Genomic DNA, 26902 nt, shown 5'->3' on the forward strand with positions numbered 1-26902 from the left:
CTTTTATTTCTTAATGGAAATGGGACAACTTTCCTTAAGCGCTAGGCAATCTTTTTTAGTTAAACGTTTACGTACGTATTACGTAAACGTTTAACCGGAGTCTTTTCCTTCACCCTCTAATCGTAACGCTGAGAAACGATACATGTTAACGAGCCGCCGTTTTTAAATTGTTATCGGAAAATTCTCATAATTCTTTTACTCACTGTGGTACATTGTTTAAACTCTCTCTTTGATTCTTAGGTTGTTAATTTTCGCTGCAATACCAGAAAAGATACACTCTGCTATTATTCATTTTGATCTAATTATTGGGTTCCGAATATACTAAACCTATCTGTAAGCGCTTCAGTTATAAAGTAATAGTACCATATGATAACAGATACTCAATATAAAACTTATAATTTGTGCAAATAACCTCCCTATTTTATCTCGAAAATCAATAAATTATCGCCTTAAATAAGGTAATTTACATCAAAATATTTTATTTTTTGATTATTTAAATTCAATTAGAAAAAACAGCCCATAATAATATAACAAAGCATACAAAACGATCGGTGATGACAAGCTGACGAATTAGTAAGCTATCGCTAATTATTTCTTCATTGTTATTTTTCAGGAAAACAAAAAAAGCACCGTGCTGTGCACAAGTGCTTCTCAAGGTGGATCCTTTAAAAAAAATGTTTCTGTGATTCGTATCAATGATTTTTTGCGCGCCATTTGATCGTGTCTTTTGTCTTACGCTGTTTAGTTACTTTGATTCCTTTTGGAGCCACACGAATCGCATAGTCTTCCTTTTTGACAACGTCATAGACATGCTCGGCAACTTCCGTTACTTTTTCTTTTAGATTCAGTTTAAATTTCATGTGTTTTCATCTCCCGAATGCTTTACTACTAGCGTATCGCAAATAAAAAAAATCTTCAACTTATAGCCCTTCCTCAAACCAAAAAAAATAATGGTTAAATAACGAAAAAAAACAGCAAAACTACTTGCTGTTTTTTTCTGCGTATTCATCTGACTGGGGTAGCTGGATTCGAACCAACGCATGACGGAGTCAAAGTCCGTTGCCTTACCGCTTGGCTATACCCCAATAATGGTGGAGGAGAGTGGATTCGAACCACTGAACCCTAAGGAACGGATTTACAGTCCGTCGCGTTTAGCCACTTCGCTACTCCTCCAAAAGGTTTTTCTCAAACCTGACAATAGTTATAATACCGAAAAAGATAACAAATTGCAAGAGCAAAAAGTAAATTTTTCTAGAAATTATTCATGTAAATTCCATTGGCGAATAATCATCTCGATTGCAGCTTCTAAACTTCTGCTTGAACCTAGATCTTCATCCCCTAAAAAGCTTTGAAATTCTTTCGGTCCAGTCGTTAAAATCTCACCGATACGTTTTTTACCAATAAATAATTCATTGACGGTATAGTCTTTGCCATGAATGGCTTTCGTTGTTTCTTCAATACGGACTTCGATATCTTTATTTTTCTTAGACATGATTGCACCTCTTTCTTTACAGCACCTTCCTATTTTAACAGAAAACCAGCAAAAGAAAAAGAAAATCTCATCTGGAACGAAAAAAAGTAGTCAATCGTTGTGATCGACTACTTTTGCTGCTTTGTCTCATTTCTGGTTCGTCAAGACAGCACTGGTTACGGTATACCCCGCATCGCTTAAGATTTTCTCAATCGCTGCGACTTGGCGCGACTCTACTTGGATCTCAACAATCGTTTTTAGCGCCATCCGATTGACTACGATGGTCAAAATACTCATCTGATGATCGGCAAGCAGCTTGGTCACGTCTGCTAACACGCCTACATGGTCATCCGTGATCTCGATGGACACTCGGGTTCCGCCATCATGGTAGCCAGTGATTTTCAAAAAGGCATCGAAAATATCATTGTTGGTAATGATTCCCACTAGGGTATCATCATCCATGACTGGTAAAACCCCCACGTTTTCACTACGCATGACGGAAATGGCGTCCTCTAATAGTGCATCTGGTTCAATCGTGGTCACTTTTTTCAACATGATATCAGCGACCGTCGTTTTATTTAAGAGATAGTTCATTTCATAAACGCTTAAGCTTGTCGCTTTTGAGGGAGTTGCTTCAGCGATCGTTCCTTCTGTGATCAACCCTACTAATTTACCATCGTCAACGACGGGCAGACGGTGGATATCGTGCTGCTTCATTAAATCTACTGCATCAAAGATCGGTGTCTGCGAATCGACGGTGACGACCGTCTTCGTCATAAAATCACTTACGCTCATTGTTTAGCCTCCTAGATACGCTTTTCTTACTTCATCACTTGCTAGTAATTCTTCTCCAGTACCTTCTAAAACGATTTTCCCCGTTTCTAATACATAGCCGCGATCGGCAATCGATAAAGCCATTTTTGCATTTTGTTCAATCAGCAGCACAGTCGTTCCTTGCTGCTTGATTTCTTGAATGATTGAAAAAATTTCTTTGATAAAAATCGGTGCCAAGCCCATCGAGGGCTCATCCAGCAAAAGCAAGCGCGGTTTTGACATCAATGCCCGCCCCATTGCCAACATCTGCTGCTCACCGCCAGATAATGTCGACGCATCTTGCGAGAGGCGTTCTTTCAATACAGGAAACTTGCGGTAAACTTGTTCATAGTCTTCTTTGACACCACTGTCTTTACGCAAGAAGGCGCCCATCTCTAAGTTTTCTTGAACCGTCAATCCTGAAAAGACGTGCCGCCCTTCTGGCACTTGCGACAAGCCGTTTGCGACGATTTTTTGCGGTGCTTCTTTCTCAATTCGTTTTCCTTCAAAAGTGACTGAGCCATTTGAGGGGCGGATCAATCCAGAAATCGTCCTTAAAATCGTGGTTTTCCCTGCACCATTGGCACCAATCAGTGAAACGATCTCCCCTTGATTGACGTGGAAGGAAACATCATGGACCGCTTGGATCATGCCGTAGTGTACACTTAAATTTTGAATTTCCAGCATCAGATTTCCCCTCCTAGATAAGCTTCGATCACCCGCGGATTGTTTTTGATCTCTTCTGGTTCACCGTGGGCGATGACTTGGCCGTATTCCAGCACATAAATCCGTTCGCACACTTCCATGACCAAACTCATATCATGCTCAATCAAGAGGATCGTCAATTGAAAATCTTTTTGGATCTTATAGATCAGCTTTGTCAGTTCTGTTGTTTCTTGAGGATTCATCCCCGCAGCCGGCTCGTCAAGAAACAGAATTTTTGGTTCTGTAGCCAATGCGCGTACGATCTCTAACCGACGCTGCTCGCCATAAGGCAAATTTTTCGCTAACGTTTGACTTTTGCCATCCATATCAAAGATCCGTAACAGCTCTAAGGCTTTTTTCTTCATGGACGCTTCGTTTTTGTAGTACTTTGGCAAACGCAGGATGCTAGTCAGCAGTCCTTCTTTATGCTTACTGTTCATAGCGATCAAGACGTTGTCCATCACAGTCAAATTTTTAAACAAGCGAATGTTTTGGAAGGTTCTTGAAAGACCTAAATCCGCAATTTTATAGGGCTTCACGCCATTTAAACGTTTTGGCTTACCTTGGGTCTCAAAAAGCACTTCCCCTTCACTAGGTTCATACACACCTGTCAGGAGATTAAAGAGCGTTGTCTTGCCAGCACCGTTTGGTCCAATCAATCCGACCAGCTCATTGGTATCTAAATGGAGGTCTACATGAGAAACAGCAGCTAAACCGCCAAAGTTTTTCGTTAAGCTTTTAACTTCTAATAGAGGCATCGTTGTCATCCCCCTTTTTTCTAAATTTATCCAGCAGTCCTTTTACGGAGAATTCCCATGTCCCTAAAAGTCCGCTTGGTTTAAAGATCATGATGATGATCAAAGCCAATGCATAAATGATCATGCGCAAATCAGAGAAGCCTTGCAAGTACATATTTAAGATTCCTAGCACTACTGCCGAAACAACTGCTCCTGTGGTACTCCCAAGCCCTCCAAAAACGACGATGATCAATACATCGATCGATTTCATAAAACCGTAATCTCGTGGGAAAACCGACTGCTGATAGCTGGCATAAAGGGTACCAGCAATGCTTGCCATCACTGCCCCCATTACAAACGCAATTACCTTGTATTTCGTTGTGTTGACCCCCATTGATTCTGCAGCGATCTCATCTTCCCGAATCGCTAAAGTCGCCCGACCTGGTCCGCTATGGATAAAGTTTGACACGACAAGAATCGATAAAACGGCAAAGAGAAAGACGATCTGCCAATTACTGAATTGGGGCAATCCGAAAATTCCAGCAGGACCATTGGTCAAGCCTCGTAGGTTCACCAACAAGATCCGAATGATCTCTGCCACACCTAAGGTAGCGATCGCTAGATAGTCGCCTTTTAAACGGAGGGTCGGAATCCCAACCACTAATGCGACTGCACCAGAAACCAGCATCCCCACCAGTAAACCAGTTAAAAAGCCGCCAAAGGTTGGATTGCTTGCCGACAGGATCGCGCCAGCATAAGCACCGATTGCCATAAATCCAGCATGTCCTAAGGAGAATTGCCCTGAAAAGCCGATGATCAGATTCAAACTGACTGCCAAGATGATATTGATTCCGATATTGACGATGATGGCATCAGAGAACAAATTGATCATTCCGCCATTGTAGGCTGCAAATAATCCAAAATAAAGAATAGCTGCCAGAGCGAGCCAGATTAAGTTGTAACGTAAATTCTTTTTCATTTCTGCCACCTACACTTTCTCTTTGATATTTTTGCCGAGGATCCCAGCTGGACGAACCAACAATATAATTATTAAAATGACATACACTAAAGCATCCTTATAATCAGAAAAACCAAGCGCTGTCGCTGCTGTTTCCACCAAACCGATCACAAAGCCACCTAAGGCTGCTCCAGGAATGATCCCGATCCCGCCGAGAACCGCTGCAACAAAAGATTTCAGACCAGGAACGACGCCCATTGATGGATCAATGGAATTATAATACAAACCGATCAGCATCCCGCCAGCTGCAGCCAAAGCCGAGCCTAAGGCAAAGGTAAAGGAAATCGTTCGATTGACATTGATCCCCATCAAACGCGCTGCATCTGCATCAACACTTACTGCCCGCATCGCTTTTCCCATACGGGTCTTTTTCACGATCAATTGCAAGAGAATCATTAAGGTAACCGAAACAGCCAAGATCAATAACTGGACATTACTTACTTGAACAAACCCGATGGAATAAGTTTGTCGTTCAATCGCTTGCGGAAAGGGGCGCACATTGGCTGAAAAGAAAAAGATCATGACATTTTGCAAAAAATAAGAAACCCCGATTGCCGTGATCAGTGCCGAAATTCGCGTGGAATTGCGTAAGGGACGATACGCTAAAAATTCGATCGTTACCCCAAGAGCTGCACTGGCGATCATTGAAATGAACAACGCGGGGAAAAACCCTAATTGCCATTGATTGATCAAAAAGTAACCGATAAAACTACCGATCATGTAAACTTCTCCGTGGGCGAAATTGATCAACTTGATGATGCCATACACCATCGTATAACCCAACGCTAACAAGGCATAGATACTGCCTAGAAACAAGCCGTTGATCAATTGTTGGATCATCATTTCCATATACTCACTTCCAATATCATTTATTATGGTCATTCTTTTAGAGAAAAGAAACTGAGACAAACACATCAGGTCTGTCCCAGTTTTCACTGCCAAACAACTGCGGGTTTTTTAAGGTTCCACAGTGTCTGCTGAGGTTTCTTTCCCGTCAGTCAATCCTAAAACAACTGCTGATTTTTCAGGGTTATGATTTTCATCCATCGTGATTTCACCGGTCACACCGACAAAGTCTTTCAGTTCAGACAAACCAGCTGCGATCGCCAATGAATCTGCTGAGTTTTGATCTTCGATCGCTTGTTTGATCATATAAACGGCATCATAGGCTAATGCATTAAAAGCAGAAGGCTCTTTGCCATATTTTTCATTGAAAGCTGCCACAAACGGCTCAACTTTGTCGTTTGCTGGTGCTTTGGTAGAGAAGTGACCTGTATAGTAAACATTGCTGACATTTTCTGCACCAGCTGTTTGAACCATTTTTTCATCACCGAATCCATCCGCACCAATGATTGCTTGATCAATTCCTAATTCTCGCGCTTGCTTGATGATCAAACCAGCTTCTGTGTAGTAGCCTGGAATGAACAAGACATCGAAGTCAACATCTTTGATTCTTGTAAGAACTGCTTGGAAATCTTTGTCGCCTTCGGTAAAGTTATCCTCTAAGACGATTTCGCCTGGGTAGCTTTCTTTAAATGCTTCCGTCAAACCAATTGCGTAGTCACTTGAGTTATCACCCAAGATTACGGCTTTTGAAGCATCCAAATTTTCTGCTGCATATTTTGCCAAGATTGTTCCTTGGAAGCTATCTTGGAAACAAGAACGGAACGCAAATTCTTGGACTTTTCCACTGGTGTAAGTAATTGCATCATCGGTACCTGAAGGAGTGACCATCGGTACTTGGGCTCTCGTCACATTCGGTAAAGCCGCCTTTGTGGCACCTGAAGTTGCTGGTCCAATAATGGCAACGACTTTATCATTGGTTGCTAAGTTGGCTGCTACTGTCGCAGCTTCATTGTTATCTGATTTGTTATCTTTCGAAATGATTTCAATTTGTTTTCCAAGAACGCCGCCGGCAGCATTGATTTCTTCGACTGCCAAGTCGATCCCCTCTTTTTCAGCCGTCCCATAAGCAGCAACTGCTCCAGACAACTCTAAGTTGGCACCAATCTTAATGGTATCTCCCTCTTGTTTATTGCCACCTTCAGCAGCACCACTGCTATCCGTTGGTCCACCTGTTGGTCCTGCACTACAAGCTGTCAATAAAAACAAACTCGCAAACAAAAATGCAAATTTCTTTTTCATAATTTTCCTCTCCTTTACTTCCCCTGAATATGTTATCCAATATACTGAAAAATCTAGGAAATGTCAACGAATTATCAGAATATTTCACCTATTCAGAATTTATTTTTTTCGCCGATAAAAAATGGTGCTTTTAAAACATTGATCCAGCAACAATGGAATCGCTTTTCTAATTTTCGGATAAAAAGAAAAGCAAGCAAAGGTTTTTCCTCTTTGCTTGCTGCCGATACGCTTTGATTTGATATTTTTTTCTTCAAACGGACGTTTGAAAACATTACATCCTCATGTTAGCGGCTATTTCGTGGATACAATGCTTGAAAATTTGCCGCCGCCCCAACTAAATTGGCATCATTGCGATAGTCACATAGCTTGATCAGTGGGACGAAATCATTTAATGCTTGATCCGCCAACATTTTTTTCAAGCGCTGGTCCACTTCTTCTAACAAGCCTTTTTTGGCACTGACACCACCGCCGATAATGATCACTTCAGGATCAAAAGCAAACTGAATACTGAACAGTCCTTGTGCTAAATAGTTGTAAAATTTATTGACTTCCTCGATCGCAATGGCATCGCCATCTTCTGCACGTTGAAAGACCTCTTCACCGGTAATCGTCGTTCGATCCACTCCGATCCGATCACAATACCGCCAGGCCATCTGAACTGCTGTCCCTAGTTGCGAAAATGTTTTGCCTTGATCTAGGATCATCAACCCAAATTCGCCACCGTATAAATGTGCCCCACGGACTAGCTCACCATTTTGAAACAGGGTACCGCCAACGCCTGTTCCGATCACAACGAAGGCTGCTTGCTGATACTCTTTGCCCGCTCCTTGATAAAATTCAGCCATCCCAGCGCAATTGGCATCATTTTCGATGGTTACGGGTACCCCAAACGCTGCTTCGAGTTCTGAGTAAATATCAAACCCATGGATATAAGGGATCGCACTAATGCCGTCGATCCGCCGTTCTTGGGCATTGACCGCACCTGGCGCACTGATTCCAACGCCTTCAATCTCTTCATCTACGCTTGCCCTCACTTGCTGCAGCTGTGCTTTCATTTCCTCCCAAGTATTTGGAGTAGTGAATTTCCCTTTACTCACCAAAGAATCTTGTGCCCAGACGCCATATTTTACTGCTGAACCACCCATATCAAAGACTAAAATCGCCATTTTTTTCCCTCAATCCTTTATTATTCTGATACTGTCTATTTTACCGCAAGTCGGCGCTTGAAGAAAGCGATTTCCGAGGACAAGAAAAAAACAGTCTCATTCACTTAGACTGTCTCTTCATCCATTAGAGTTGTTTTTCCAAAATCACTTGATCGAACAGCTGCTGCCCATTCTCAAAAATCGGTTCGACATAGTGGGTGGTGAAATAATTCTTCACCCGCTCTTTTTCAACATAGCCTTGCTTTTGGTACAAAGTCAAGGCTGCAGAGGGCAGACTACCAGTTTTGATCACTACGATCGGCCGTTTTGCCCCGAGGTGCTGACTGAGGATCGCTTCTTCGGCAGCTTGCAGCAATTGACGACCGATGCCCATTCCTTGCTTTTCTGGCGAAACGGCCACATTCATGATCTCCCAGTTCTTGCCTTGATTTTGAAAAACTAGCACACCAATCATTTCTCCAGCTTCTTCATAAACAAGTGTTTGGCTATTATATAGATAGCTTTCTACGACTGCTTTATCAGGATCTGCATCCAGCAGCAACGCCCAAGGATACGCTTCATTAGGGGCGATTGGACGAATCATGGCTTTTTGGCTCCTTTTTTATATTTCTGTTGATTCCTTTTAACTTTTCCGATAACGGTACGTTGGTTTGACTTTGTCTTTCGTATTTCGTTTTAAAGTAAACGTCTGGGGTACGTAATCTATTCCGCCTTTTACAAAGGGATGGCAGCGTAAGATACGAGCTACCCCCATCAAGCCTCCTTTGGCTGCTCCATGGACTTGGATGGCTTGGATCATGTATCCTGAGCAAGTCGGATAATAACGACAGCTAGGAGGAAATAATGGGGAAATAAAACGTTGATAGAAACGAACAAAGCCGATCAAAAGTTTACTCATTCCTTGCCAGCCTTTCTTTTTAGCGTACGATTCAGTAAAGATAGATAGAAAAAACTAGGACTCAGCACGTGGCGTAAGTCCTAGTTATGGTTTATTTCATAAACTCAAAGATATGATTCCAAAGACTTGGAGAGAATACTTTAAAAGGACTGCCGTCACCGATCACTCCATAACCAATCATCGTTCCTGCTAGGAACAATAAAATAGCTAATAAAATGACGATTAAAATTTTTATCAAGCTAGTTAAAATATAACGGTTCAACTTCACTTTTTTTCTCTCCTACTCCTATTAGGCGTTAACTGGTACGACTTCTTCTACTGCGTCAGAAACTCGTTCAACTGATGCCCCTAATTGTTGCAATTTTTCGTGGAATTTGTAGTAGCCGCGATCCAAATATTTTAGATTGCGAACACGCGTCCGTCCCGTTGAACGCAAACCTAATAAAATCAACGCTGCTGCGGCACGTAAATCTGTCGCATAGACCAGCGCACCTTGTAATTCATGACCGCCTTCGATCACTGCAACGTTGCCGTCAATTTTTACATGGGCATTCATGCGACGCATTTCTTCTAAATGTTGGAAACGATTCTCAAATACCGTTTCATTCACAACACTCGTTCCTTGCGCTAATAATTGAATAGCAGACATTTGCGCTTGCATGTCCGTAGGAAAACCTGGGTGAGGCATCGTTTTTACATCTGTTGCCTTCAATTGTTCAGGTCCGACCACACGAATCCCTTCAGCGACTTCAGTCACTTCTGCACCCATTTCGATCAATTTTGAAATCAATGGACGATTGTGCTCTGAGATCGCATCTTTAATAATAACGTCTCCTTGAGTCATCGCTGCTGCAACCATAAAGGTTCCTGCTTCGATACGGTCTTGCACGATCGAATGATCTACTGCATGCAGGTGTTCGACACCTTCAATACGCATCGTTTCGGTTCCTGCACCAAAGACCTTGGCACCCATTTTATTCAAAATGTTTGCTAAATCAACGATTTCTGGCTCACGAGCGACGTTTTCGATGATGGTGATGCCTTTAGCTTTTACGGCAGCCATCATGATATTTTGCGTTGCGCCGACACTTGGGAAATCCAAGTAAATGCTATTGCCTTTTAACTCATCGGCGATCGCTTCTATGTATCCATCTTTTTGGATGATTTGCGCGCCTAGTGCTTGAAATCCCTTCAAATGTAAATCAATTGGTCGTTTGCCGATTGCACAGCCGCCAGGCATTGCCACTTTGGCATGTCCATTACGGGCTAACAAAGGCCCCATGACTACGATTGAAGCGCGCATTTGGCTCACATACTCATACGGTGCTTCGATTGCTAATTCTTGTGACGCATCGATCGTCATTGTGTTGTTTTCTTCTTCAAAATCGATTGCGACATTTAAATGCCGAATCACTTCTTTCATTGTTAATACATCGGAAAGGATCGGTACATTTGTTAATGTCGTTGTTCCTTCTTCCGCTAATAAGCTTGCCGCTAAGATAGGTAGAACAGCATTTTTTGCCCCTTCGATCTTCACTGTTCCAGTTAATCGATTACCACCTTGAACGATCATCTCTTCCATTTATGTTCCCTCCAAATAATGCAGTGACTCACACAAATCTTGCCAATTATAGCATAATATTCGGTGTTTTTGCATATATTAATGAAATTCTTAAAAACCTGTTAAAAATAAATTACGACATAGCGCAATCAACTCAAGGAAAAAAGTACTGGCGGTGTAGCCTAATGCAATCGCAAGAAACACCATGACCATTCGTATCTGAGTCGTTCGTAAAGCTTTAAAAAAAGCATCGATCCGCACAGATTGCAATGCCCAAAATGCTAAATAGATGAACGCTAAATGACTCACGATTCGAATGATTGCATCAATTCCATACACTTGCATACTTCCTGCTCCTTTTTTCATAATTGAACATTCCTATCATACCACAAAGATGTCAAGATAAAAAATAATCTTTCTTGAAACCTTCATGAAAAGACTTTAAAAAGTTTTTAAAACGTTTTCTTGAAGAAACAAAAAAACAAAGGCAAGATGCCCTTGTTTTTTAGGAATGTTTTGACACGTTGATTCGATTGATGGCGCGGTGCAAAGCAACCGTTGCGCGCCGAAGCTGGTCGATATCCTCGACTTGTTTGGCTTCTTCGATTTGGCGTTCTGCACGCTGTTTTGCTCTTTCTGCACGTGAAACGTCGATGTCACGATCACGTTCCGCACTATCGGCTACGATCGAGACAACATTGTCTCGCACTTCTAATATACCGCCGTTGACAGCGACCCAGTCGACATGGGTATCTGAATCGATCCGTTTGACCCGGACTTCATCAATCGTCAATGGAACGATGATTGGGGCATGGTGCGGCAAAATACCGATCTCACCATCTGTCGTACGTGCAACCACGATTTTCGCGTGATGATCGTAAACCAAACCAGCAGGTGTCACCACATTGACTGTTAAAAATTGATCCATGAGGTTCCCCTCTTTCTTCAAGGCTGGTTAATTAATAGCCAATTTTTTTCGCTTTTTCAATGACATCTTCAATTCGTCCAACACTGCGGAAGGCTTCTTCTGGAAGATCATCATATTTTCCTTCAAGAATCTCTGCAAATCCTTTGATGGTTTCTTCAACTGGCACATAAGAACCAGGTTGTCCCGTAAACTGTTCCGCTACGTGGAAGTTTTGTGACAAGAAGAATTGAATGCGGCGTGCGCGGGCAACTAAGGTTTTTTCATCATCAGACAGTTCATCCATCCCTAAGATGGCGATGATGTCTTGTAATTCCCGATAACGTTGCAACGCATGCTGTACTTCAGTCGCTACTTCATAATGTTTTTCACCAACGATTTCAGGTGCTAACGCACTAGAAGAAGACGCCAGTGGATCAACGGCAGGATAGATCCCTTGTTCGGTCAATTTACGTTCCAAGTTGGTTGTTGCATCCAAATGGGCAAAAGCAGTCGCAGGTGCTGGGTCTGTATAGTCATCGGCAGGGACATAGATGGCTTGAATAGACGTAACGGAACCTTTTTTCGTCGATGTGATCCGTTCTTGTAATTGCCCCATCTCAGTTGCTAATGTTGGCTGATACCCAACGGCCGACGGCATCCGACCTAATAAGGCAGATACTTCAGAACCTGCTTGAGTGAAGCGGAAGATATTATCGATAAACAAGAGCACGTCTTGTCCTTCCACATCACGGAAGTACTCGGCTAATGTCAAACCAGTCAAGGCTACCCGCATCCGGGCACCTGGTGGTTCATTCATTTGTCCAAACACCATGGCTGTTTTTTCGATAACGCCAGATTCTTTCATTTCATTATAAAGGTCATTTCCTTCACGTGTCCGTTCACCAACACCTGTGAAGACAGAGATCCCACCATGCTCTTGGGCGATGTTGTGGATCAATTCTTGGATCAAGACGGTTTTACCAACACCGGCACCACCGAAAAGTCCAACTTTCCCCCCTTTTAAATAAGGAGCTAACAAATCAATGACTTTGATCCCAGTTTCAAGGATCTCCGTACTTGTTGACAATTCATCAAAGTCAGGTGCTTTTTTGTGAATCCCACTGCGGGGTGCCTCTTCAGGAAATGGTGCTTCTAAATCGATGGTATCGCCTAGGACATTAAATACCCGTCCTAATGTTTCTGTCCCAACTGGAACAGAGATGGAGGCGCCTGTATCGATTACTTCCATTCCTCGTTGTAAGCCATCTGTTGATTCCATGGCAATCGTACGGATAACGCCGTCGCCAAGTTCTAGGGCAGCTTCTAACACAACTTTTGTTTTCTGCTCATCTTTTTTGTAAACAATCAACGCATTGTTGATATCTGGTAATGATTGGTCTAGAGAGAATTCCACGTCAACAACGGGACCAATGACTTGAACAATCTTGCCTGAACTCATTCGTATTCCTCCATTCGTTCTTGAAACTATTCTAACGCGGATGCCCCCGCCACAATTTCAGTAATTTCTTGGGTGATCGCTCCTTGGCGCGCTCGGTTGTATGAGATCGTCAAGTCCCCAATAATATTTTTGGCATTATCTGTTGCTGTTTTCATCGCTGTCATTCCGGCAGCATGTTCGGCTGTTTTTGCGTCAACAATCGCACCATAAATCAAGCTTTCAGCGTATTGAGGCAGTAATTGATTCAAAATCGCTTCTCTGGAAGGTTCAAACAAGTATTCTTGTTCATAACTTTCGGCTTCTTCAGGATCTAAATCGGATATCGGCAACATTTTCTCCACACGAAATTGGCTAGTCAATGAATTGATGTGATGGTTATAACACACATATAATTCATCGAAGACCTCGTTTTGGTACATCGTGGTTGCCAATGTTACGATTTTACGTACCTCATCAAAGCTTGGTTGATCCGAAAGGTTTCTTAACTCGTACGCCAAATTGATGCCCCGTGCTTTGAAAAAGTCAGCGCCAGTTGCACCAATGGCAATCATGACATACTCTTCTTCTTTTGCATGGTCTTCATCCAGCATGGTCATCATTTGTTTTAAGATGGAACTATTATAGCCGCCCACTAGACCGCCATCAGAAGTGATGACGATATAGCCTGTGCGTTTGACCGGACGACTAACCAACATACTGTTATAGTTCACACCATCTTTAGGACCAGAACCTGCAAGATCGGAAAGCTGCTGCGCAGTCAAATGCGTAACGATTTCACGTACTTTGTTGGCATACACTTGAAACTGTTTCGAATGAGCTTCAGATTTTGTTAATTTTGCAGCTGAAACCATTTGCATGGCCTTTGTGATTTGGCTGGTTTTCTTTGTTGAGGCAATTCGTTGCTTGATTTCATTTAATGAAGCAGCCATTTTCTCTCACCTCTTTTATGCGTTTTGCATTGTCGATATTTTATCTTGCGGTGTCACCCGAGAACTGTTGGATGCCATGAAAATATCTTTGAATGCTTTAATGGTGTCATCTAACAAGCTTTCTTCTGGCAAGTCTTTCGTTGTCCGAATGGTTTCAAAAATCGTTGCTGCGTTTGCTTCGATATACTCAAATAATTCTGCTTCAAAGTCCAATAGTTTATTGACAGGTACACTATCAATGAATCCATGCGTCAACGCATAAAGAATCACGACTTGTTTTTCGACTGCCAATGGTTCATGTAGTTTTTGCTTTAAGATTTCAACGGTGCGACGACCGCGGTTTAATTTGGCTTGTGTCGCAGCATCTAGATCAGACCCAAATTGTGTGAAGGCTTCTAGCTCGCGGTAACTTGCCAAGTCCAAACGCAAGGTTCCAGCAACTTTCTTCATCGCTTTGATCTGTGCAGAACCACCAACCCGTGAAACGGACAATCCAGCCGCTACGGCAGGACGCACACCTGAATAGAACAGGTCATTTTCTAAGAAAATTTGTCCATCTGTGATAGAAATCACGTTGGTTGGGATATAGGCTGAGATATCCCCCGCTTGTGTTTCAACGAATGGCAGTGCCGTCATTGATCCGCCACCTAGTTCATCACTTAATTTCGCTGCACGTTCCAATAAACGAGAGTGCAAGTAGAAGACATCCCCTGGGTATGCTTCACGACCTGGCGGACGGCGTAGAAGTAGAGAAAGTTCACGGTAAGCGACTGCTTGTTTTGATAAGTCATCAAAGACGATCAAAACATGTTTGCCGTTATACATGAATTCTTCTCCCATTGCTGCCCCGGCATAAGGTGCGATGTAAAGCAATGGTGCTGGTTGTGAAGCACCTGCTGAAACAACGATCGTGTAATCAAGTGCACCGTAACGGCGTAATGTTTCTACTTGTGCACGAACCGTTGAGTCTTTTTGGCCAATAGCGACATAGATACAGATCATGTCTTGCCCTTTTTGGTTGATGATCGCATCGATCGCAATCGTTGTTTTCCCGGTTTTCCGGTCACCGATGACTAATTCCCGTTGGCCACGTCCGATTGGCACTAAAGCATCAATAGCTTTCAACCCTGTTTGCATTGGTTCCGATACGGATTTCCGTTGCATTACACCTGGTGCGGCTGCTTCAACTGGGCGTGATTTGTCTGTTTCGATCGGACCTAAGCCATCGATCGGTTGCCCTAATGGATTCACTACCCGGCCAATTAATGCATCGCCGACAGGAACTTCCATGATTTTACCGGTTCGTTTTACTTTGTCTCCTTCACGAATGGTTTCAAAATCACCTAGGATGATGATCCCGACGTCGTTTGATTCTAAGTTTTGTGCCATCCCATAAGAACCGTTTGAAAACTCAAGCAGTTCTCCACTCATGGCATTTTCTAAACCGTGGGCGCGGGCGATCCCGTCCCCAACATATGTGACAGTACCGATTTCTTCTACAGAAAGTTCGTTCTGATAATTTTTAATTTGCTCTTTGATCAAGGCACTAATTTCTTCTGCTTTGATGGCCATCCGATTCACCTCTTATCTCTTGTTTATCTGCCGATTTTTTGTCGCAGATAATCCAGTTGGCTCTTAATACTACCGTCGATCACTTGATGATTTGCTTCAACGATGACTCCGCCTAAAATCGTTGGATCGACCGTTTCTTTCAATTGTGCCTGCTTGTACCCAAGCTTATCGGCGATTTGCTTTTCGATTTTGCTTTTTTGTTCTGCTGACAAAGCAACAGCCGTTGTGATCGTTCCGAGAACAAGACCTTGATATTCATCGTAACGACGTTCGTATTCATCAATGATCAGCAATAGATCATCCATGCGATCATATTCATAAACGATCTCTAAGAAATTTCTGACCAAGCCTTCAAAGCCCTTCAGCAATTGATCGACTAATTGTCTTTTTTCCTGGAGATCCAAGCGGTTATCCGTCACGATCTGACCGAATGTTGGAATCTCCTGATAAATCTGACGCAAGGTCATTAATTCTTGGTAAACTTCTGTCAAGCGCTGTTCTTCCATCGCCAATTCGAACAAGGCTTTTCCATAGCGTTTTCCCACTGTGAATTTATCGAGTTTCATTAACTGAACCCAATCCTTCGATATATTGATTGATTAGGGATTCATGATTTTCGGGAGTCAATTCGCGACCTAAGATTTTTTCTGCGATTTGAAGCGAAAGTTCTGCAACATCATCTTTCACTTCTTTTAACGCAGTTTCTTTTTCAAGGGTGATATCTGAGTTTGCTTTTTCTTTCAAACGAGCCACTTCTTCTTTGGTCTCGCTCAAAATATTTTGTCGACTCAATTCCCCGCTATCTTTGGCGCTCTTGATGATCTCCGCAGCTTCAGAATGAGAACGTGCCAATTTTTCTTGGCGTTCTTTTTCTAATTTTGCTGCATTCAAGCGTGATTGTTCCGCTGAATCCAAATCATTGGCGATTTTATCTTCCCGTTTTTGCATCATGCTGCTGATGGCATCCCATGCAAAATGTTTCAATAAGAATAGCAAAAGAAGAATTGATCCGCTGACAACGATAATATTGCCAAGCATTGGATTTTGAACTTCCGCTATAACCAACTGATTTAGCATAACGATTCTTCCTTTCTGAAAGTCATTGTTTCATTAGAAAAAAGCAAAAACGAGTGCAATTGTTCGTTTCTGCCTTTTCGTGCTTGTCTTATCGGAAGACTAATAACAGCGCGATAACTACCCCTAGAATCGGTACAGCTTCGACTAACGCGACCCCGATAAACATTGTTGAACGTAGTTGACCTGACATTTCAGGTTGGCGTGCCATTGATTCGATCGTTTTTGCGATTACTTGTCCGTTACCATATCCTGCACCAATTGCTGCTCCGATAATTGCTAATCCTGCTCCAATAAAGTTCATTCTTTTTTCCTCCTAATTGTATGTCGATTCGATTAATGTTCTGCCACGATTTTGTGGCTCATAAATACCATGGTCAATGTAACAAATACATAAGCTTGGATCGCTCCAATAAAGAGTGAGAAGCCAATCCAGATCATTTCTAGCGGCATCACGATCGGTAATGACCACCAACCAAGACTAATAAACATGTTGGCAATCAATCCTAATAACACTTCCCCCGCGAATATATTTCCATATAAACGCAAGCCTAACGTGATGACATTCGTAAATTCTTCGATGATTTTTAGCGGTAATAAGAACCCCACCGGTTTCAAGTACGAATTGATCAAGTAATTTTTGAAGCCCAACGACTTGATCCCAAAGAAATGTGTCAAGGAAATAACCATAAGTGCGAGTGTCAGTGTAACAAACGGGTCTGCTGTCGGACTTTTCCATAAGGTAATGTCATCTGTCGTCACAATTTTTGTGACTAACCCGATCTCATTTGCCACAAACACAAAAAGAAACATTGTTACACCGAGCAAATGAAAGTTGTTCACTTGAGATCCTGGTAGATTGTCCGCTACGATACCGCGAACAAAGTCAATGACCCATTCAATGAAGTTCTGCTTCCCTTTCGGTTTCATTTGCAGATTACGTGTACAAATAAAGACCACCAAAAAAACAATAATACAAGAAATGATTGTCATCATAGCTACAGTTCCATCAAACCATATAGGACCGATATGAAACATAAGCGATTTATCTTCCAATCTTTCTCACCTCTTTTCCTGTCATCTCCAGAAAAAAATCTGGTGTTACAATGCGTTTCCTCTCATAACAATCGGTATCATACCACCACGAATGGAAAATTTCAAAGCATTTTCAAGAAAATTAGACAAAAAACTCACAATGCCAAAAATCCTAAATTAAATGAAAAATTCCCGTGTCGCTATGTGGAAGAAAAAGCCTATTATATCAACAGCTTTCCCTTAAATGCTACCAAATTTAGCGCGATTTTCAAAGCAATAACCTCTATCGGATTCTAAAAGAAGTTCTTAGAAAATTAGAAATTTCTAAGAACTCGGTCAATTTGTCTTTCTTGATCTTTGCGTTTCAAGGATTCCCGCTTGTCATATTCGCGTTTTCCTTTCGCTAAACCAATCAAAACTTTGGCATAACCATCCTTGATATACACCTTTAACGGAACGATCGTCATGCCTGTATTTTTTGTTTCGCCAATCAGACGAGCAATCTGCTTTTTATGCAGTAACAGTTTTCTTGTCCGTAGTGGATCATGATTAAAAATGTTTCCTTGCTCGTATGGGCTGATATGCACATTGACTAAGAATGCCTCACCATTGCGAATGCGTACAAAGCCGTCTTTCAAATTGATCCGACTGTTACGGATCGCTTTGATCTCTGTTCCCTGTAAGACGATCCCCGCTTCGATCGTATCGAGGATCGTGTAATCATGGCGGGCCTTTTTGTTTTGGGCGATTAATTTCCCTTCTCCTTTAGGCACGGGCCATCCCTCCAATTATTTTTTCTTGATTCCTTTGTAAAAAGGTTTTTTCTTTTTCACTTTGCCAGCTTTCTTTGACTTGCCTTTACCGGTTTGTTCAAAGCGTTTCCCTTGTTTTTTCTCAGGGTTGTGTTGTTTTTTCCCGCGACGGTTCGCTTCATTTTTTTGATGGTTGTTTCGTTTGTTGGCTTTTGGTGCTTGCAGTTTTTCGACTTCTTCTGCTGCTACCAATTCGAAATCGATCTCTCTTGTTTCAGGATCAGCTTTCACGACTTTGATACGAACTTTTTGACCAATTTTAAAGGTCAAGCCTGTCCGTTCACCTACAAGTGCCAGATGGTTTTCCAAATAATGGAAGTAATCTTGCTTCAGATTATTGATATGGATCAGCCCTTCAATCGTGTTAGGCAATTCAATAAACAAGCCAAACTTAACGACGGAACTGATGATACCGTCAAACTCTTCTCCTACTTTATCGGCCATATACTCAGCTTTTTTAAGCGCATCGACTTCTCTTTCTGCATCGACTGCTCGTCGTTCCATTTGGGAGCTGTGCATTGCGATGTCAGGCAAGATTTCAGCCCATTTGTTTTGGTTGGCTTCAGAGACATCTTCACTGTAAGAACGAATCAAGCGATGCACGATCAAGTCGGGGTACCGACGGATCGGTGACGTGAAGTGAGTATAATCTTCCGCTGCCAAACCATAGTGGCCGACGTTTTCTTCTGAATACTTCGCTTGCTGCATACTTCTGAGCAGCATCGTATTGACAACCATTGCCTCTGGCTTATCTGCGACATCTTCAACCACTTTTTGCAGTTGTTTTGGTGAGATCGAGCCGTTGGTTTGTTTGACTACAATCCCTAAAGCAGAAGCAAAATCAAAGAAGCGACGCATTTTCTCTTCTTTTGGTTCCTCATGGATCCGATAAATAAATGGTAAATGCTTCCGATTGAAATGGCGCGCCACGGTTTCATTGGCTGCCAACATGAAGGACTCGATCAATCGTTCGCCGACGCCACGTTCTCGCAGAACGATTTCTTGCGGGTGTCCTTCTCCATCGACCAAGACTTTCGCTTCGCGGTCTTCAAAAGAAACCGCCCCACGCTTGATCCGCATCGTTTCTAACACGTGGTGCAAGGCGGCCATATCATGGAACATCGGTACTAGTTTCGCATATTCTTTGCTGGTTTCTGGATCATTGTCTTCAATAATTTGATTGACTGCCTGATAAGTCATGCGGGCACTTGTTTGAATAATACTTTGGAAAATATTGTAATCCGTGACGATCCCCTCTTGGTTGATCCACATTTCACAGCTCATGGCCAACCTTGGGACATTCGGATTCAACGAACAGATCCCGTTTGATAAACGTTGTGGGATCATCGGGATCACTCGATCCGTTAGATAGACACTCGTTCCCCGCTCAAAAGCTTCTTTGTCCAACGCACTGTTTTCTGTCACATAATAAGAAACATCTGCGATATGCACGCCCAAATAGAAGCTGCCGTCAGGCAATGCTTTTACCGTCACCGCATCATCCAAATCTTTGGCATCCGCTCCATCGATCGTTACGATCTGTTGATCTCGCAAATCCCGTCGTTCTGGAAAGTCAGCAGGATCGATCGTATCGGGTACTGCATCTGCCGCTGCCAAGGTTTCTTCCTCAAATTTTGTGGGAATCCCATTCGCCACGACGATCGATAAAATATCCATTCCAGGATCGTTTTTATGCCCCACAACTTTTGTGATCAACCCCTCTAAGCTTTTCGAATAGCCTTTTTCTGGGTAATGGCTGATCTCAACGATCACGATGCTGCCGTCTACTGGACGAATTCCTTGGGCGCCGATAAACACCTTTAAATCGCTTAGTTTTTTATCTTTAGGTTGAACAACGCCATATAGATCCGATTCTTCGATCTCTTTTTCGTCAAATAATGTAAACTCGCCGACCAACTGACTGATGGCGCGTTGTTTGATTTCTACGACCTTTCCCTCTGCGCCGCGATCTGAAAAAGGATCGGCAACATGCACGATGTCTACAGCAACGGTATCGCCGTCCATGGCATAGCCTGTTGCTTCTTTAGGGATATAAATATCGTCTTCTTCTTCATCCAACGTGACAAAGCCGAAGCCCCGCTCGTTGGCACGAAAGGTTCCTTCCACAAACACTCGTTTCATTGGTAATTTCACTTTGCCTTTTTTGTTAAAAATCACACTGCCTTCTCGTTCCATCGCCGCTACTGTCTGGACAAGATTCTTAAAGTCTGTACTTTTTTGAAGTCCTAGACCTTCAGCAATTTCTTCCATTGAAAAACTTTTTTTACGGCTTTCTTCGAGAAACTGAACAATTTTTGTTTTAATCGTTTCTGTCATAACTCACTCTTTCCAAGCAAGTGTTTCTAAGAAAGCAAACACATCCTGCTCTAATTTTTTCCGTTCTGGTCCAACTGTCACCACATGACCACTTTGAGGATACCATTGAAGCGTATAGGGAACATGGGACAATGCCGCTGCGGTTTTGAAAACCGTCTGTGGATCGATCATTTGGTCCCTTCCTGCTTGCGCCAGGAAGATTGGGCGCTCGATTTTTCCTAAATGCTCGGCTGTGGTTTGTCCGACTGTTTCGATTCCTTGCAGTTGTTCTCTGACCTTACGAGGGACTTCTGCCAATATTTCTTTTTGGGTCGCCTCATCTAAATCAGCGTAGGGTATGACCATTTCAGCATACTTTTCAAAATTGACTGGTACTTCGTTCTTGGTTTCAAATAACGGTGAGCAAAAAAGACCGCCGCCCATCAATGTTGGGTCTTGCGTCAAACGATCCATCGCTAAAATCCCACCCATCGAAAGTCCAAGAACGGCAACTTCCTCATAGCCTTTTTCTTTCACATAAGCAACTGCATCCGCAGCATCCTGCTGCCAAACAGTCATTCCTTGATTTAAGATATCATCTGGATTCGGTGTACCATGTCCAGTAAACATCGGTGTATAAACCGTGTAGTCTTTTTGTTCTAACGAACGACAAAGCATGCGCACATCGTTAGGACTGCCTGAATAGGCATGGAACAAAATGACCGCTCGTTTGCCGTGTTCAGCAAAAACCGGTTTTGGTTGATTAAATGTTTTCATGTTTCCTTTCACCTCACGTCCAATTCTACCATAGTTAGCAAGAATACTTCGACAAATGCGATCAAAATCTTCCCGTTAAAAAGAAAAAAACCTCTCTTTACGAGAGGTTCGCTAACAAAGTGATTAGTTTGATGAAAGAAAAGCCAAAATAAAGAGCAAGACCATCCAAACAAAACCTAAAATGGCCGTTGAACGCTGCATCACCGCTTCAAATCCACGGGCTTTTTGCTTACCAAACAATTGATCTGCACCGCCAGTAAAGGCACTAGCTGCACTATTTTGCTTGCTAGGCTGCATCATGATCGTAATGACCATTAAAATCGAAATAACGATCACAGCAGTTAATAAGATGTTATACACGTTAGCTCCTCCTTGCTTGCTAAAGTCGTCCTTTCCATTTTAGCATTTTCCGCTGGAAATTACTACTCTCTTTTTGTCATTGACCGTTGCAGGACGGTTAAAAAAAAGACTGTCCTTTCTGACAGCCTTTTTCTCATAGATCACTTTCGTTCAAATCAGCGAACGAGTACGTCATCGTATTCTGGTTTTTCTTTGAACTCTTTGACCGCAAAGGAGCAGACAGGCATAATTTTTTTCTCTTCCCGTCTTGCTTTTTCAACAACCGCTTTGAGTAATTTTTGCGCCAATTGCTGGCCGCGATAATCAGGGTTGACGAAGGTGTGGTCTACTTCTAGAACATCATCTGGCGTTTCTTGCCATGTGATTTCTCCCACCTCTTTTTCTCCATCATACAAAGCAAAACGTTTACTTTCTTCTTTGATTTCCATTGCTTTCTTCCTTTCTATCAGACGATGTCTGTATTTTGTTTGATATTCTCAATGAATTGCAAAACGGTTGGCCAATATTCTGGAGCATCTTTCACTGCCTGTATATGTCCCATATTCGCAAAGAGGACTTTTTGTTTCGGTCCAGCCGTTGCTTCCATTAAGGTATTGATCTCTTTTTCCGAAAGAAACGAATCTTTTTCTCCTTGTAAAAACAGCACAGGTAAATGGTTGCTGCCGACTTGTCGGGTCACCGAGATCTGCAAGAAGGGATAACCGACTAATTGTTTGCTATAGCGATTCGCTAAGCGCAAAAAGCGTTTGATCGGTAACCGAGAAAATTGCGGCAAGCTTGATCGGATCGCACTGTAAACGGACGTATAGCTGCTGTCTGAGATCAACCCAGCCACTTGCACCGGCATGACTTCTCCACTAGCCAGCAGCAAGGTCGCAGCCCCCATTCCTAAACCATAGAGGAAGATTTGTGTTTGTGGGTCTTTTTCCAAAATCTTATCGATCCACAAAAGTAGATCCATCCGATCTAGCCACCCTAAACCGATCTCTTTGCCTTCACTGCGTCCATGTCCACGTAAATCAGGAACTAAAACATTGTAACCAGCAGACCAGAATTTCTCGGCTGCCTCTTGACAGTCTGCTTGCCCATCACTGCGATACCCATGCAAGCAGATCACCCACGTTTTTGCACACTGATCAAAGACTTCCGCTGTTAGGATCAGATCATCGGCGGTCGTTACCGTACATTCCGAACCTTGTGCCCAAAAAGCCGAACTCTTTGTTGCGATCCGCTCTTTGTATGGAATCCCCAGTTTCTTTCTGCCTTCTTTTTCATACCATTCATTGTTTCGCATAATGATCGCCGAAACAAAATAGCGTACGCCCTTTTTCAAAACAGACGTGCGATATACATAGTACACCAAAAAACCAAAAATAAGCAGTAGTAGCAATAGCCAAACCATAGGATCCCCCCTTAATTTTAGTTTACCATTTACAATGGATTTCAGCCAAAGTTTTGTCGCACGTCTTAAATAAGTCCTATACTTTAAAAAAACTTTGCCCTGACTTCTAGCAGAGAAGCAGGACAAAGTTTTAATTGGTTAACTATGTTTTCGTCGATAAAGTATGCCAACGCTTGTAACGAGTAAAATACTTCCAAGGATACCCCACTCATAAGAAGAGCGCTCGTTTGTCTTAGGCAATCGTTTTTCAGTAGTCGCATGGTTTGCGTCATTCTTGTTGTCATCTTCCGATTGTTTAGAAGTATCTGGCTTTTTAGGTGACAACGGGACCTGCGGCTTTTTAGGATCACTCGGTGTTTTTGGTGTCTCTGGCCCTGTATAAGTGTTGACTAAGTTATAGCCATTTATTTTGGTGGTGTAATCTGGAACTTTTCCTTCTTGGATCGTGTAGGTATAGGCTTTTCCTTCGGCATCGTATTTTGGCAGCTTATCAAAGCGATAGGTCCAGTTGCCTTTTTTATCTGCTTTTACGATTTGATCGTCGATTTCCTTATCATTTTGCATCAGCTTGACAGTGATGCTTTCAGGACGGGTGTTGAACTTGTTGTCGTTGTCATTCCAAGTTTTTCTGCCTGAAACTGAGGTTGTTTCCGTATTGACTAGGTCATAGCCGTTTACTTCACTGATATATCCAGAAACGGTTGCTTCTTGAATCGTTTAGACATAGGCTTTTCCCTTGGAATCATACTTAGGCAGATTCTCGAAGTGATAAGTCCAGTTCCCTTCTTTATCGGCTTTTACGATTTGATTGTCGATCTTTTTACCATTTTGAATCAATTCGACAGTGATACTTTCTGGTCGGATGTTGAGCTGATTGTTGTTATCATTCCATGTTTTCGTACCTGAAACTGTTGTTGTTTCCGTATTGCGGTACGTGTTGACTAGGTCATAACCATTGATTTCACTGGTGTATCCTGGAACATTTTCTTCTTGGATCGTGTAAGTATATGCTTTTCCTTCGGCGTCGTATTTTGGCAGCTTATCAAAGCGATAAGACCAGTTGCCGTGGTTATCTGATTTTACGAATTGCTTGTCGATTTCCTTATCATTTTGAATCAGTTTGACAGTGATGCTTTCAGGGCGGGTATTGAACTTGTTGTCGTTGTCATTCCATGTCTTTGTTCCTGATACTTCTGTCGTTTCAGTATTGCGGTAGGTGTTGACTAGGTCATAGCCGTTTACTTTGGTGGTGTATCCTGGAACATTTTCTTCTTGGATCGTGTAAGTATATGCTTTTCCTTCGGTATCATATTTAGGCAAATCATCAAAGCGATAGGTCCAGTTGCCTTCTTTATCTGCTTTTACGACTTGCTTGTCGATTTCCTTATCATTTTGAATCAGTTTGACAGTGATGCTTTCAGGGCGGGTATTGAACTTGTTGTCGTTGTCATTCCATGTCTTCGTTCCCGATACTTCTGTCGTTTCAGTGTTACGGTAGGTGTTGACTAGGTCATAGCCGTTTACTTTGGTGGTATACCCATCAACGGGTGTTTCTTGTATTGCGTAGTCATAGGTCTGACCAGATTCGTCGGTTGTTGGTAGATCGGTAAATTCATAATGCCATTCCCCCTCTTTATTCGGGGTAACCGTTTTTGTTTGGAACACTTCACCGTTTTGCAGTAATTGAACCGTAATGCTTGTCGGACGAATATTAAATTTGTTGTCATAATCGTCCCACGTTTTGGTTCCGCTGACTGTCGTTGTATCAAGAGACAGCAGGTGATTCATTGCAGCAAGTTTGATTATCGGTACAACCGTTTCATTGGCTTGAAGATCCCAGCGGTGGGTTTCCGCATTAACCAATACCGTATCAGCAATGATACTGCCGTCAACATTTTGGTGGACATCAACTGTATCACCAACAGCCAAAATCGTTCCTTGGAAGGGACTATTAATCGAAAGCTTTTGATTTTCTGGCTGATTAATAAAATTCCACAGGATAACGGCATCATCAAAATCTTCTGTTTCATGACTATTGCGCGTCGTGCCATCTGTATATTCTAGTTTGATTTGCGACTTGATATTAACGGTACTTGCTCCTTCGGTATCCACATTGATGAGCACAGGAGACGTGCCTTTTGTTAGCCCTTTGATGGTAATAGGTGTATCTTTTTCTAATTCTGTTTTTGAAAGAGTAACGACTACCTTTTGATCTTCTTCATCAATAGTATCTGCCGAAAAGGAAATTGGTTTCTTGTCGATTAGATAACCGTCTGGCGCTTCTGTTTCAACAAAGGAATAATCCCCTTCTGGAAGATCCGTTTCGATTACTTGTCCATCATCATTTGTGACCTCTTCATCAACCTCTTTATGTGTCTTTTTATTTTGAAGTTCGTAGACACCGTCATCAAGCGGGTTACCTTGTTCATCCGTTAAGGTCAACACCACCTCTTGCGTATCATTTTCAGCACGGGCGGTATTGATGACCCGCTGATTATTATCAGTAAAATCTTTGGTTACACCGGGTGTTTGCGGATAGGTTCCTAGCCTTTCTGACGTCGCCTGTAACGTTGAGAATACCTTTTTAAAATCTATATACGGTTCACTTGCGGATTGATCTTGGAAAACTTCGGAAGTTTTCAAGTGATCCATTCTCTGTCCATTTACAAAAACGGCAGGTTGTTGATTTTGATCTGCCAAATCTACTGTGACTGATGGGCCAAAGACAACTTTGTTTTTTCTGCTATCAGTTCCTGACACAAAGGAAGAATTTGCGATCGTATTGACCTTTTGAATATAATTGATTTCTGTCGCCAACGAACCATCCTGAATACTGGTTCCAAAATTGACATTGCCATTTAGTTCTCCCACTGCTAAGTTTCCGTTTGTGTGGGTATTTAGCGTCGCATGGTTAGCAAAAATATGAAAATACTGAGCTTCTCCTAGAAGTACGTTATCAACTTCTGGCACATCATTTTTAAAGATGCCGCCACTTGATAGTTGTGAAGCTGCTGGCGCACTTGCTTGTGCATCAAGTGGTGATTCGATTGCTGTTGATGCGGTATTTGATTCTGCTTGTGGTTGTGACTCGCTGCTTTTTGTGGCAGGCTGTTTTTCGGAAGCCTCTGTTTGTTCCTGACTGTCAGCAAGCACTGCTTCGGCACTCGTTGCTTCTGTGGATTGATTGTCAGGTAGAACAACTGCTACATCTGTTGTGTTGATAATGTCTTCTTTCACTTGTCCATTTTCTTCCTCTGTTTGAAGAAATGCGGATTTGATTGTCAAAGTTTTAAGAGCTTTTGTTTGAAACGTTAGCGTCATTTGGCTAAAGGAGCTGCTAGTAGTTTCTTCCATCAGCTGCTGTCTTTGCGGATCATATGTAAATGGCGTGCCGTTGCTTTGGATTGATTCTGGCAGAACCGTTTGTTCTCCTTCACTCAAGCTGAATGCCAGTTGATTAGCAGCAGACTGCTGATTCTTTTCTACCTCGATCGTCCAAGTGATTTTTCCTGTCGTAGGATCTGGTAGTGAGGTCACTTGCGCTGTTCCTTTTTCATTTTGAAATAGAATTATTTTGGTGTTTCCCTCGGTGTCCGCATGAGCTGTAACGACTGGTAACAATGGTGTCACATAGGACATTACAAACAAAGACAACATAACAATCGGGTAAGATATTTTTTTCACATAAGTACGCATTTCTCTTCCTCCAAACAACAAATTTTACTCAGGTGATTATCCTAATCGG

General features: G+C 42.4%; 28 protein-coding genes, 2 tRNA genes and 1 pseudogene. All 31 read right to left on the minus strand.

The genetic code is table 11. The features are described from left to right. Window positions 1-692: 692 nt before the first annotated feature. Window positions 693-860 (minus strand): hypothetical protein, encoded by a 168-nt coding sequence (locus IGI73_RS11875; protein WP_005228760.1) that lies wholly within the window; start codon window positions 858-860, stop codon window positions 693-695. 153 nt (window positions 861-1013) lie between these two features. After that, window positions 1014-1085: transfer RNA gene (locus tag IGI73_RS11880), tRNA-Gln, on the minus strand. 4 nt (window positions 1086-1089) lie between these two features. Next, window positions 1090-1173, minus strand: a tRNA-Tyr gene (locus IGI73_RS11885). 85 nt (window positions 1174-1258) lie between these two features. After that, on the minus strand, window positions 1259-1492 hold the full coding sequence (locus tag IGI73_RS11890) for a DUF2969 domain-containing protein (RefSeq protein WP_005228752.1): 234 nt from the start codon (window positions 1490-1492) through the stop codon (window positions 1259-1261). 126 nt (window positions 1493-1618) lie between these two features. After that, window positions 1619-2266, minus strand: a complete 648-nt coding sequence (locus tag IGI73_RS11895; RefSeq protein WP_010749788.1) for a CBS and ACT domain-containing protein — start codon at window positions 2264-2266, stop codon at window positions 1619-1621. A 3-nt stretch (window positions 2267-2269) separates the two neighbouring features. Then, a complete protein-coding gene (locus IGI73_RS11900; protein ID WP_015510178.1) occupies window positions 2270-2971 on the minus strand; it encodes an ABC transporter ATP-binding protein in 702 nt (233 codons plus the stop codon). Further along, entirely contained in the window at window positions 2971-3747 is a 777-nt protein-coding gene (locus tag IGI73_RS11905; protein WP_015510179.1) for an ABC transporter ATP-binding protein, read from the minus strand. The genes IGI73_RS11900 and IGI73_RS11905 overlap by 1 nt, the downstream gene beginning before the upstream one ends. After that, window positions 3728-4705, minus strand: a complete 978-nt coding sequence (locus IGI73_RS11910) for a branched-chain amino acid ABC transporter permease (RefSeq protein WP_005228744.1) — start codon at window positions 4703-4705, stop codon at window positions 3728-3730. The genes IGI73_RS11905 and IGI73_RS11910 overlap by 20 nt, the downstream gene beginning before the upstream one ends. 9 nt (window positions 4706-4714) lie before the next feature. Continuing rightward, the gene (locus IGI73_RS11915; RefSeq protein WP_005228742.1) at window positions 4715-5593 is read right to left on the minus strand and encodes a branched-chain amino acid ABC transporter permease; all 879 of its coding nucleotides are present in this window, start codon (window positions 5591-5593) and stop codon (window positions 4715-4717) included. A gap of 108 nt (window positions 5594-5701) precedes the next feature. Next, window positions 5702-6889, minus strand: coding sequence for an ABC transporter substrate-binding protein (locus tag IGI73_RS11920; protein WP_010749790.1), 1188 nt, complete (start codon window positions 6887-6889; stop codon window positions 5702-5704). Window positions 6890-7173: 284 nt separating this feature from the next. After that, window positions 7174-8055, minus strand: coding sequence for an ROK family protein (locus IGI73_RS11925; RefSeq protein WP_005228730.1), 882 nt, complete (start codon window positions 8053-8055; stop codon window positions 7174-7176). 124 nt (window positions 8056-8179) lie between these two features. Continuing rightward, window positions 8180-8638 (minus strand): GNAT family N-acetyltransferase, encoded by a 459-nt coding sequence (locus IGI73_RS11930; RefSeq protein ID WP_428206591.1) that lies wholly within the window; start codon window positions 8636-8638, stop codon window positions 8180-8182. 39 nt (window positions 8639-8677) lie between these two features. Beyond that, window positions 8678-8953 (minus strand): membrane protein insertion efficiency factor YidD, encoded by a 276-nt coding sequence (gene yidD, locus IGI73_RS11935; protein WP_016608771.1) that lies wholly within the window; start codon window positions 8951-8953, stop codon window positions 8678-8680. Between the two features lie 91 nt (window positions 8954-9044). Continuing rightward, window positions 9045-9221 carry a DNA-directed RNA polymerase subunit beta gene (locus tag IGI73_RS11940; protein ID WP_005228723.1) on the minus strand — a complete coding sequence of 59 codons (177 nt, stop codon included), beginning with the start codon at window positions 9219-9221 and terminating at the stop codon, window positions 9045-9047. Window positions 9222-9242: 21 nt separating this feature from the next. Continuing rightward, the gene (gene murA / locus IGI73_RS11945; protein WP_005228721.1) at window positions 9243-10535 is read right to left on the minus strand and encodes a UDP-N-acetylglucosamine 1-carboxyvinyltransferase; all 1293 of its coding nucleotides are present in this window, start codon (window positions 10533-10535) and stop codon (window positions 9243-9245) included. A 90-nt stretch (window positions 10536-10625) separates the two neighbouring features. Continuing rightward, window positions 10626-10859 (minus strand): DUF1146 family protein, encoded by a 234-nt coding sequence (locus IGI73_RS11950; RefSeq protein WP_008380880.1) that lies wholly within the window; start codon window positions 10857-10859, stop codon window positions 10626-10628. A gap of 160 nt (window positions 10860-11019) precedes the next feature. Beyond that, window positions 11020-11442: a F0F1 ATP synthase subunit epsilon gene (locus tag IGI73_RS11955; RefSeq protein ID WP_005228716.1), complete on the minus strand. Its 423-nt coding sequence runs from the start codon at window positions 11440-11442 to the stop codon at window positions 11020-11022. A 31-nt stretch (window positions 11443-11473) separates the two neighbouring features. Then, window positions 11474-12880 carry a F0F1 ATP synthase subunit beta gene (gene atpD / locus IGI73_RS11960; RefSeq protein ID WP_005231864.1) on the minus strand — a complete coding sequence of 469 codons (1407 nt, stop codon included), beginning with the start codon at window positions 12878-12880 and terminating at the stop codon, window positions 11474-11476. A 26-nt stretch (window positions 12881-12906) separates the two neighbouring features. Next, on the minus strand, window positions 12907-13809 hold the full coding sequence (locus IGI73_RS11965; RefSeq protein ID WP_005228710.1) for a F0F1 ATP synthase subunit gamma: 903 nt from the start codon (window positions 13807-13809) through the stop codon (window positions 12907-12909). A 15-nt stretch (window positions 13810-13824) separates the two neighbouring features. Continuing rightward, complete coding sequence (atpA, locus tag IGI73_RS11970; protein WP_005228708.1) at window positions 13825-15381, minus strand: F0F1 ATP synthase subunit alpha; 1557 nt, start codon at window positions 15379-15381, stop codon at window positions 13825-13827. A gap of 23 nt (window positions 15382-15404) precedes the next feature. Beyond that, the gene (locus tag IGI73_RS11975) at window positions 15405-15947 is read right to left on the minus strand and encodes a F0F1 ATP synthase subunit delta (protein ID WP_428206592.1); all 543 of its coding nucleotides are present in this window, start codon (window positions 15945-15947) and stop codon (window positions 15405-15407) included. Then, the gene (gene atpF / locus IGI73_RS11980; protein WP_005228706.1) at window positions 15934-16458 is read right to left on the minus strand and encodes a F0F1 ATP synthase subunit B; all 525 of its coding nucleotides are present in this window, start codon (window positions 16456-16458) and stop codon (window positions 15934-15936) included. Before atpF ends, IGI73_RS11975 begins: the two co-directional genes overlap by 14 nt. Before the next feature lie 88 nt (window positions 16459-16546). Next, complete coding sequence (gene atpE / locus IGI73_RS11985) at window positions 16547-16759, minus strand: ATP synthase F0 subunit C (protein WP_005228705.1); 213 nt, start codon at window positions 16757-16759, stop codon at window positions 16547-16549. A 32-nt stretch (window positions 16760-16791) separates the two neighbouring features. Further along, entirely contained in the window at window positions 16792-17511 is a 720-nt protein-coding gene (gene atpB / locus IGI73_RS11990) for a F0F1 ATP synthase subunit A (RefSeq protein WP_008380872.1), read from the minus strand. A 293-nt stretch (window positions 17512-17804) separates the two neighbouring features. Further along, window positions 17805-18263: an SsrA-binding protein SmpB gene (gene smpB / locus IGI73_RS11995; RefSeq protein WP_008380870.1), complete on the minus strand. Its 459-nt coding sequence runs from the start codon at window positions 18261-18263 to the stop codon at window positions 17805-17807. Window positions 18264-18278: 15 nt separating this feature from the next. Beyond that, the gene (rnr, locus tag IGI73_RS12000) at window positions 18279-20639 is read right to left on the minus strand and encodes a ribonuclease R (RefSeq protein WP_270287786.1); all 2361 of its coding nucleotides are present in this window, start codon (window positions 20637-20639) and stop codon (window positions 18279-18281) included. A 3-nt stretch (window positions 20640-20642) separates the two neighbouring features. After that, window positions 20643-21395, minus strand: coding sequence for an alpha/beta hydrolase (locus tag IGI73_RS12005; protein WP_074536100.1), 753 nt, complete (start codon window positions 21393-21395; stop codon window positions 20643-20645). A gap of 123 nt (window positions 21396-21518) precedes the next feature. Next, window positions 21519-21755 (minus strand): preprotein translocase subunit SecG, encoded by a 237-nt coding sequence (gene secG / locus IGI73_RS12010; protein ID WP_005228700.1) that lies wholly within the window; start codon window positions 21753-21755, stop codon window positions 21519-21521. A 155-nt stretch (window positions 21756-21910) separates the two neighbouring features. Continuing rightward, on the minus strand, window positions 21911-22204 hold the full coding sequence (locus tag IGI73_RS12015) for a GNAT family N-acetyltransferase (RefSeq protein WP_428206813.1): 294 nt from the start codon (window positions 22202-22204) through the stop codon (window positions 21911-21913). Then, window positions 22201-23157 (minus strand): alpha/beta hydrolase, encoded by a 957-nt coding sequence (locus IGI73_RS12020; protein WP_438759231.1) that lies wholly within the window; start codon window positions 23155-23157, stop codon window positions 22201-22203. Before IGI73_RS12020 ends, IGI73_RS12015 begins: the two co-directional genes overlap by 4 nt. Before the next feature lie 138 nt (window positions 23158-23295). Then, window positions 23296-26853, minus strand: a pseudogene (locus IGI73_RS12025) (Cna B-type domain-containing protein). Between the last annotated feature and the right edge of the window lie 49 nt (window positions 26854-26902).

Source organism: Enterococcus sp. DIV0755f (assembly GCF_051713725.1).
Taxonomy (GTDB): domain Bacteria; phylum Bacillota; class Bacilli; order Lactobacillales; family Enterococcaceae; genus Enterococcus_D; species Enterococcus_D casseliflavus.

Coding starts and splice junctions, on each gene's coding strand:
- IGI73_RS11875 (WP_005228760.1), bottom strand. CDS start 860: ATGAAATTTAAACTGAATCTAAAAGAAAAAGTAACGGAAGTTGCCGAG.
- IGI73_RS11890 (WP_005228752.1), bottom strand. CDS start 1,492: ATGTCTAAGAAAAATAAAGATATCGAAGTCCGTATTGAAGAAACAACG.
- IGI73_RS11895 (WP_010749788.1), bottom strand. CDS start 2,266: ATGAGCGTAAGTGATTTTATGACGAAGACGGTCGTCACCGTCGATTCG.
- IGI73_RS11900 (WP_015510178.1), bottom strand. CDS start 2,971: ATGCTGGAAATTCAAAATTTAAGTGTACACTACGGCATGATCCAAGCG.
- IGI73_RS11905 (WP_015510179.1), bottom strand. CDS start 3,747: ATGCCTCTATTAGAAGTTAAAAGCTTAACGAAAAACTTTGGCGGTTTA.
- IGI73_RS11910 (WP_005228744.1), bottom strand. CDS start 4,705: ATGAAAAAGAATTTACGTTACAACTTAATCTGGCTCGCTCTGGCAGCT.
- IGI73_RS11915 (WP_005228742.1), bottom strand. CDS start 5,593: ATGGAAATGATGATCCAACAATTGATCAACGGCTTGTTTCTAGGCAGT.
- IGI73_RS11920 (WP_010749790.1), bottom strand. CDS start 6,889: ATGAAAAAGAAATTTGCATTTTTGTTTGCGAGTTTGTTTTTATTGACA.
- IGI73_RS11925 (WP_005228730.1), bottom strand. CDS start 8,055: ATGGCGATTTTAGTCTTTGATATGGGTGGTTCAGCAGTAAAATATGGC.
- IGI73_RS11930 (WP_428206591.1), bottom strand. CDS start 8,638: ATGATTCGTCCAATCGCCCCTAATGAAGCGTATCCTTGGGCGTTGCTG.
- yidD (WP_016608771.1), bottom strand. CDS start 8,953: ATGAGTAAACTTTTGATCGGCTTTGTTCGTTTCTATCAACGTTTTATT.
- murA (WP_005228721.1), bottom strand. CDS start 10,535: ATGGAAGAGATGATCGTTCAAGGTGGTAATCGATTAACTGGAACAGTG.
- IGI73_RS11950 (WP_008380880.1), bottom strand. CDS start 10,859: ATGCAAGTGTATGGAATTGATGCAATCATTCGAATCGTGAGTCATTTA.
- IGI73_RS11955 (WP_005228716.1), bottom strand. CDS start 11,442: ATGGATCAATTTTTAACAGTCAATGTGGTGACACCTGCTGGTTTGGTT.
- atpD (WP_005231864.1), bottom strand. CDS start 12,880: ATGAGTTCAGGCAAGATTGTTCAAGTCATTGGTCCCGTTGTTGACGTG.
- IGI73_RS11965 (WP_005228710.1), bottom strand. CDS start 13,809: ATGGCTGCTTCATTAAATGAAATCAAGCAACGAATTGCCTCAACAAAG.
- atpA (WP_005228708.1), bottom strand. CDS start 15,381: ATGGCCATCAAAGCAGAAGAAATTAGTGCCTTGATCAAAGAGCAAATT.
- IGI73_RS11975 (WP_428206592.1), bottom strand. CDS start 15,947: ATGAAACTCGATAAATTCACAGTGGGAAAACGCTATGGAAAAGCCTTG.
- atpF (WP_005228706.1), bottom strand. CDS start 16,458: ATGCTAAATCAGTTGGTTATAGCGGAAGTTCAAAATCCAATGCTTGGC.
- atpE (WP_005228705.1), bottom strand. CDS start 16,759: ATGAACTTTATTGGAGCAGGATTAGCAATTATCGGAGCAGCAATTGGT.
- rnr (WP_270287786.1), bottom strand. CDS start 20,639: ATGACAGAAACGATTAAAACAAAAATTGTTCAGTTTCTCGAAGAAAGC.
- IGI73_RS12005 (WP_074536100.1), bottom strand. CDS start 21,395: ATGAAAACATTTAATCAACCAAAACCGGTTTTTGCTGAACACGGCAAA.
- IGI73_RS12020 (WP_438759231.1), bottom strand. CDS start 23,157: ATGGTTTGGCTATTGCTACTACTGCTTATTTTTGGTTTTTTGGTGTAC.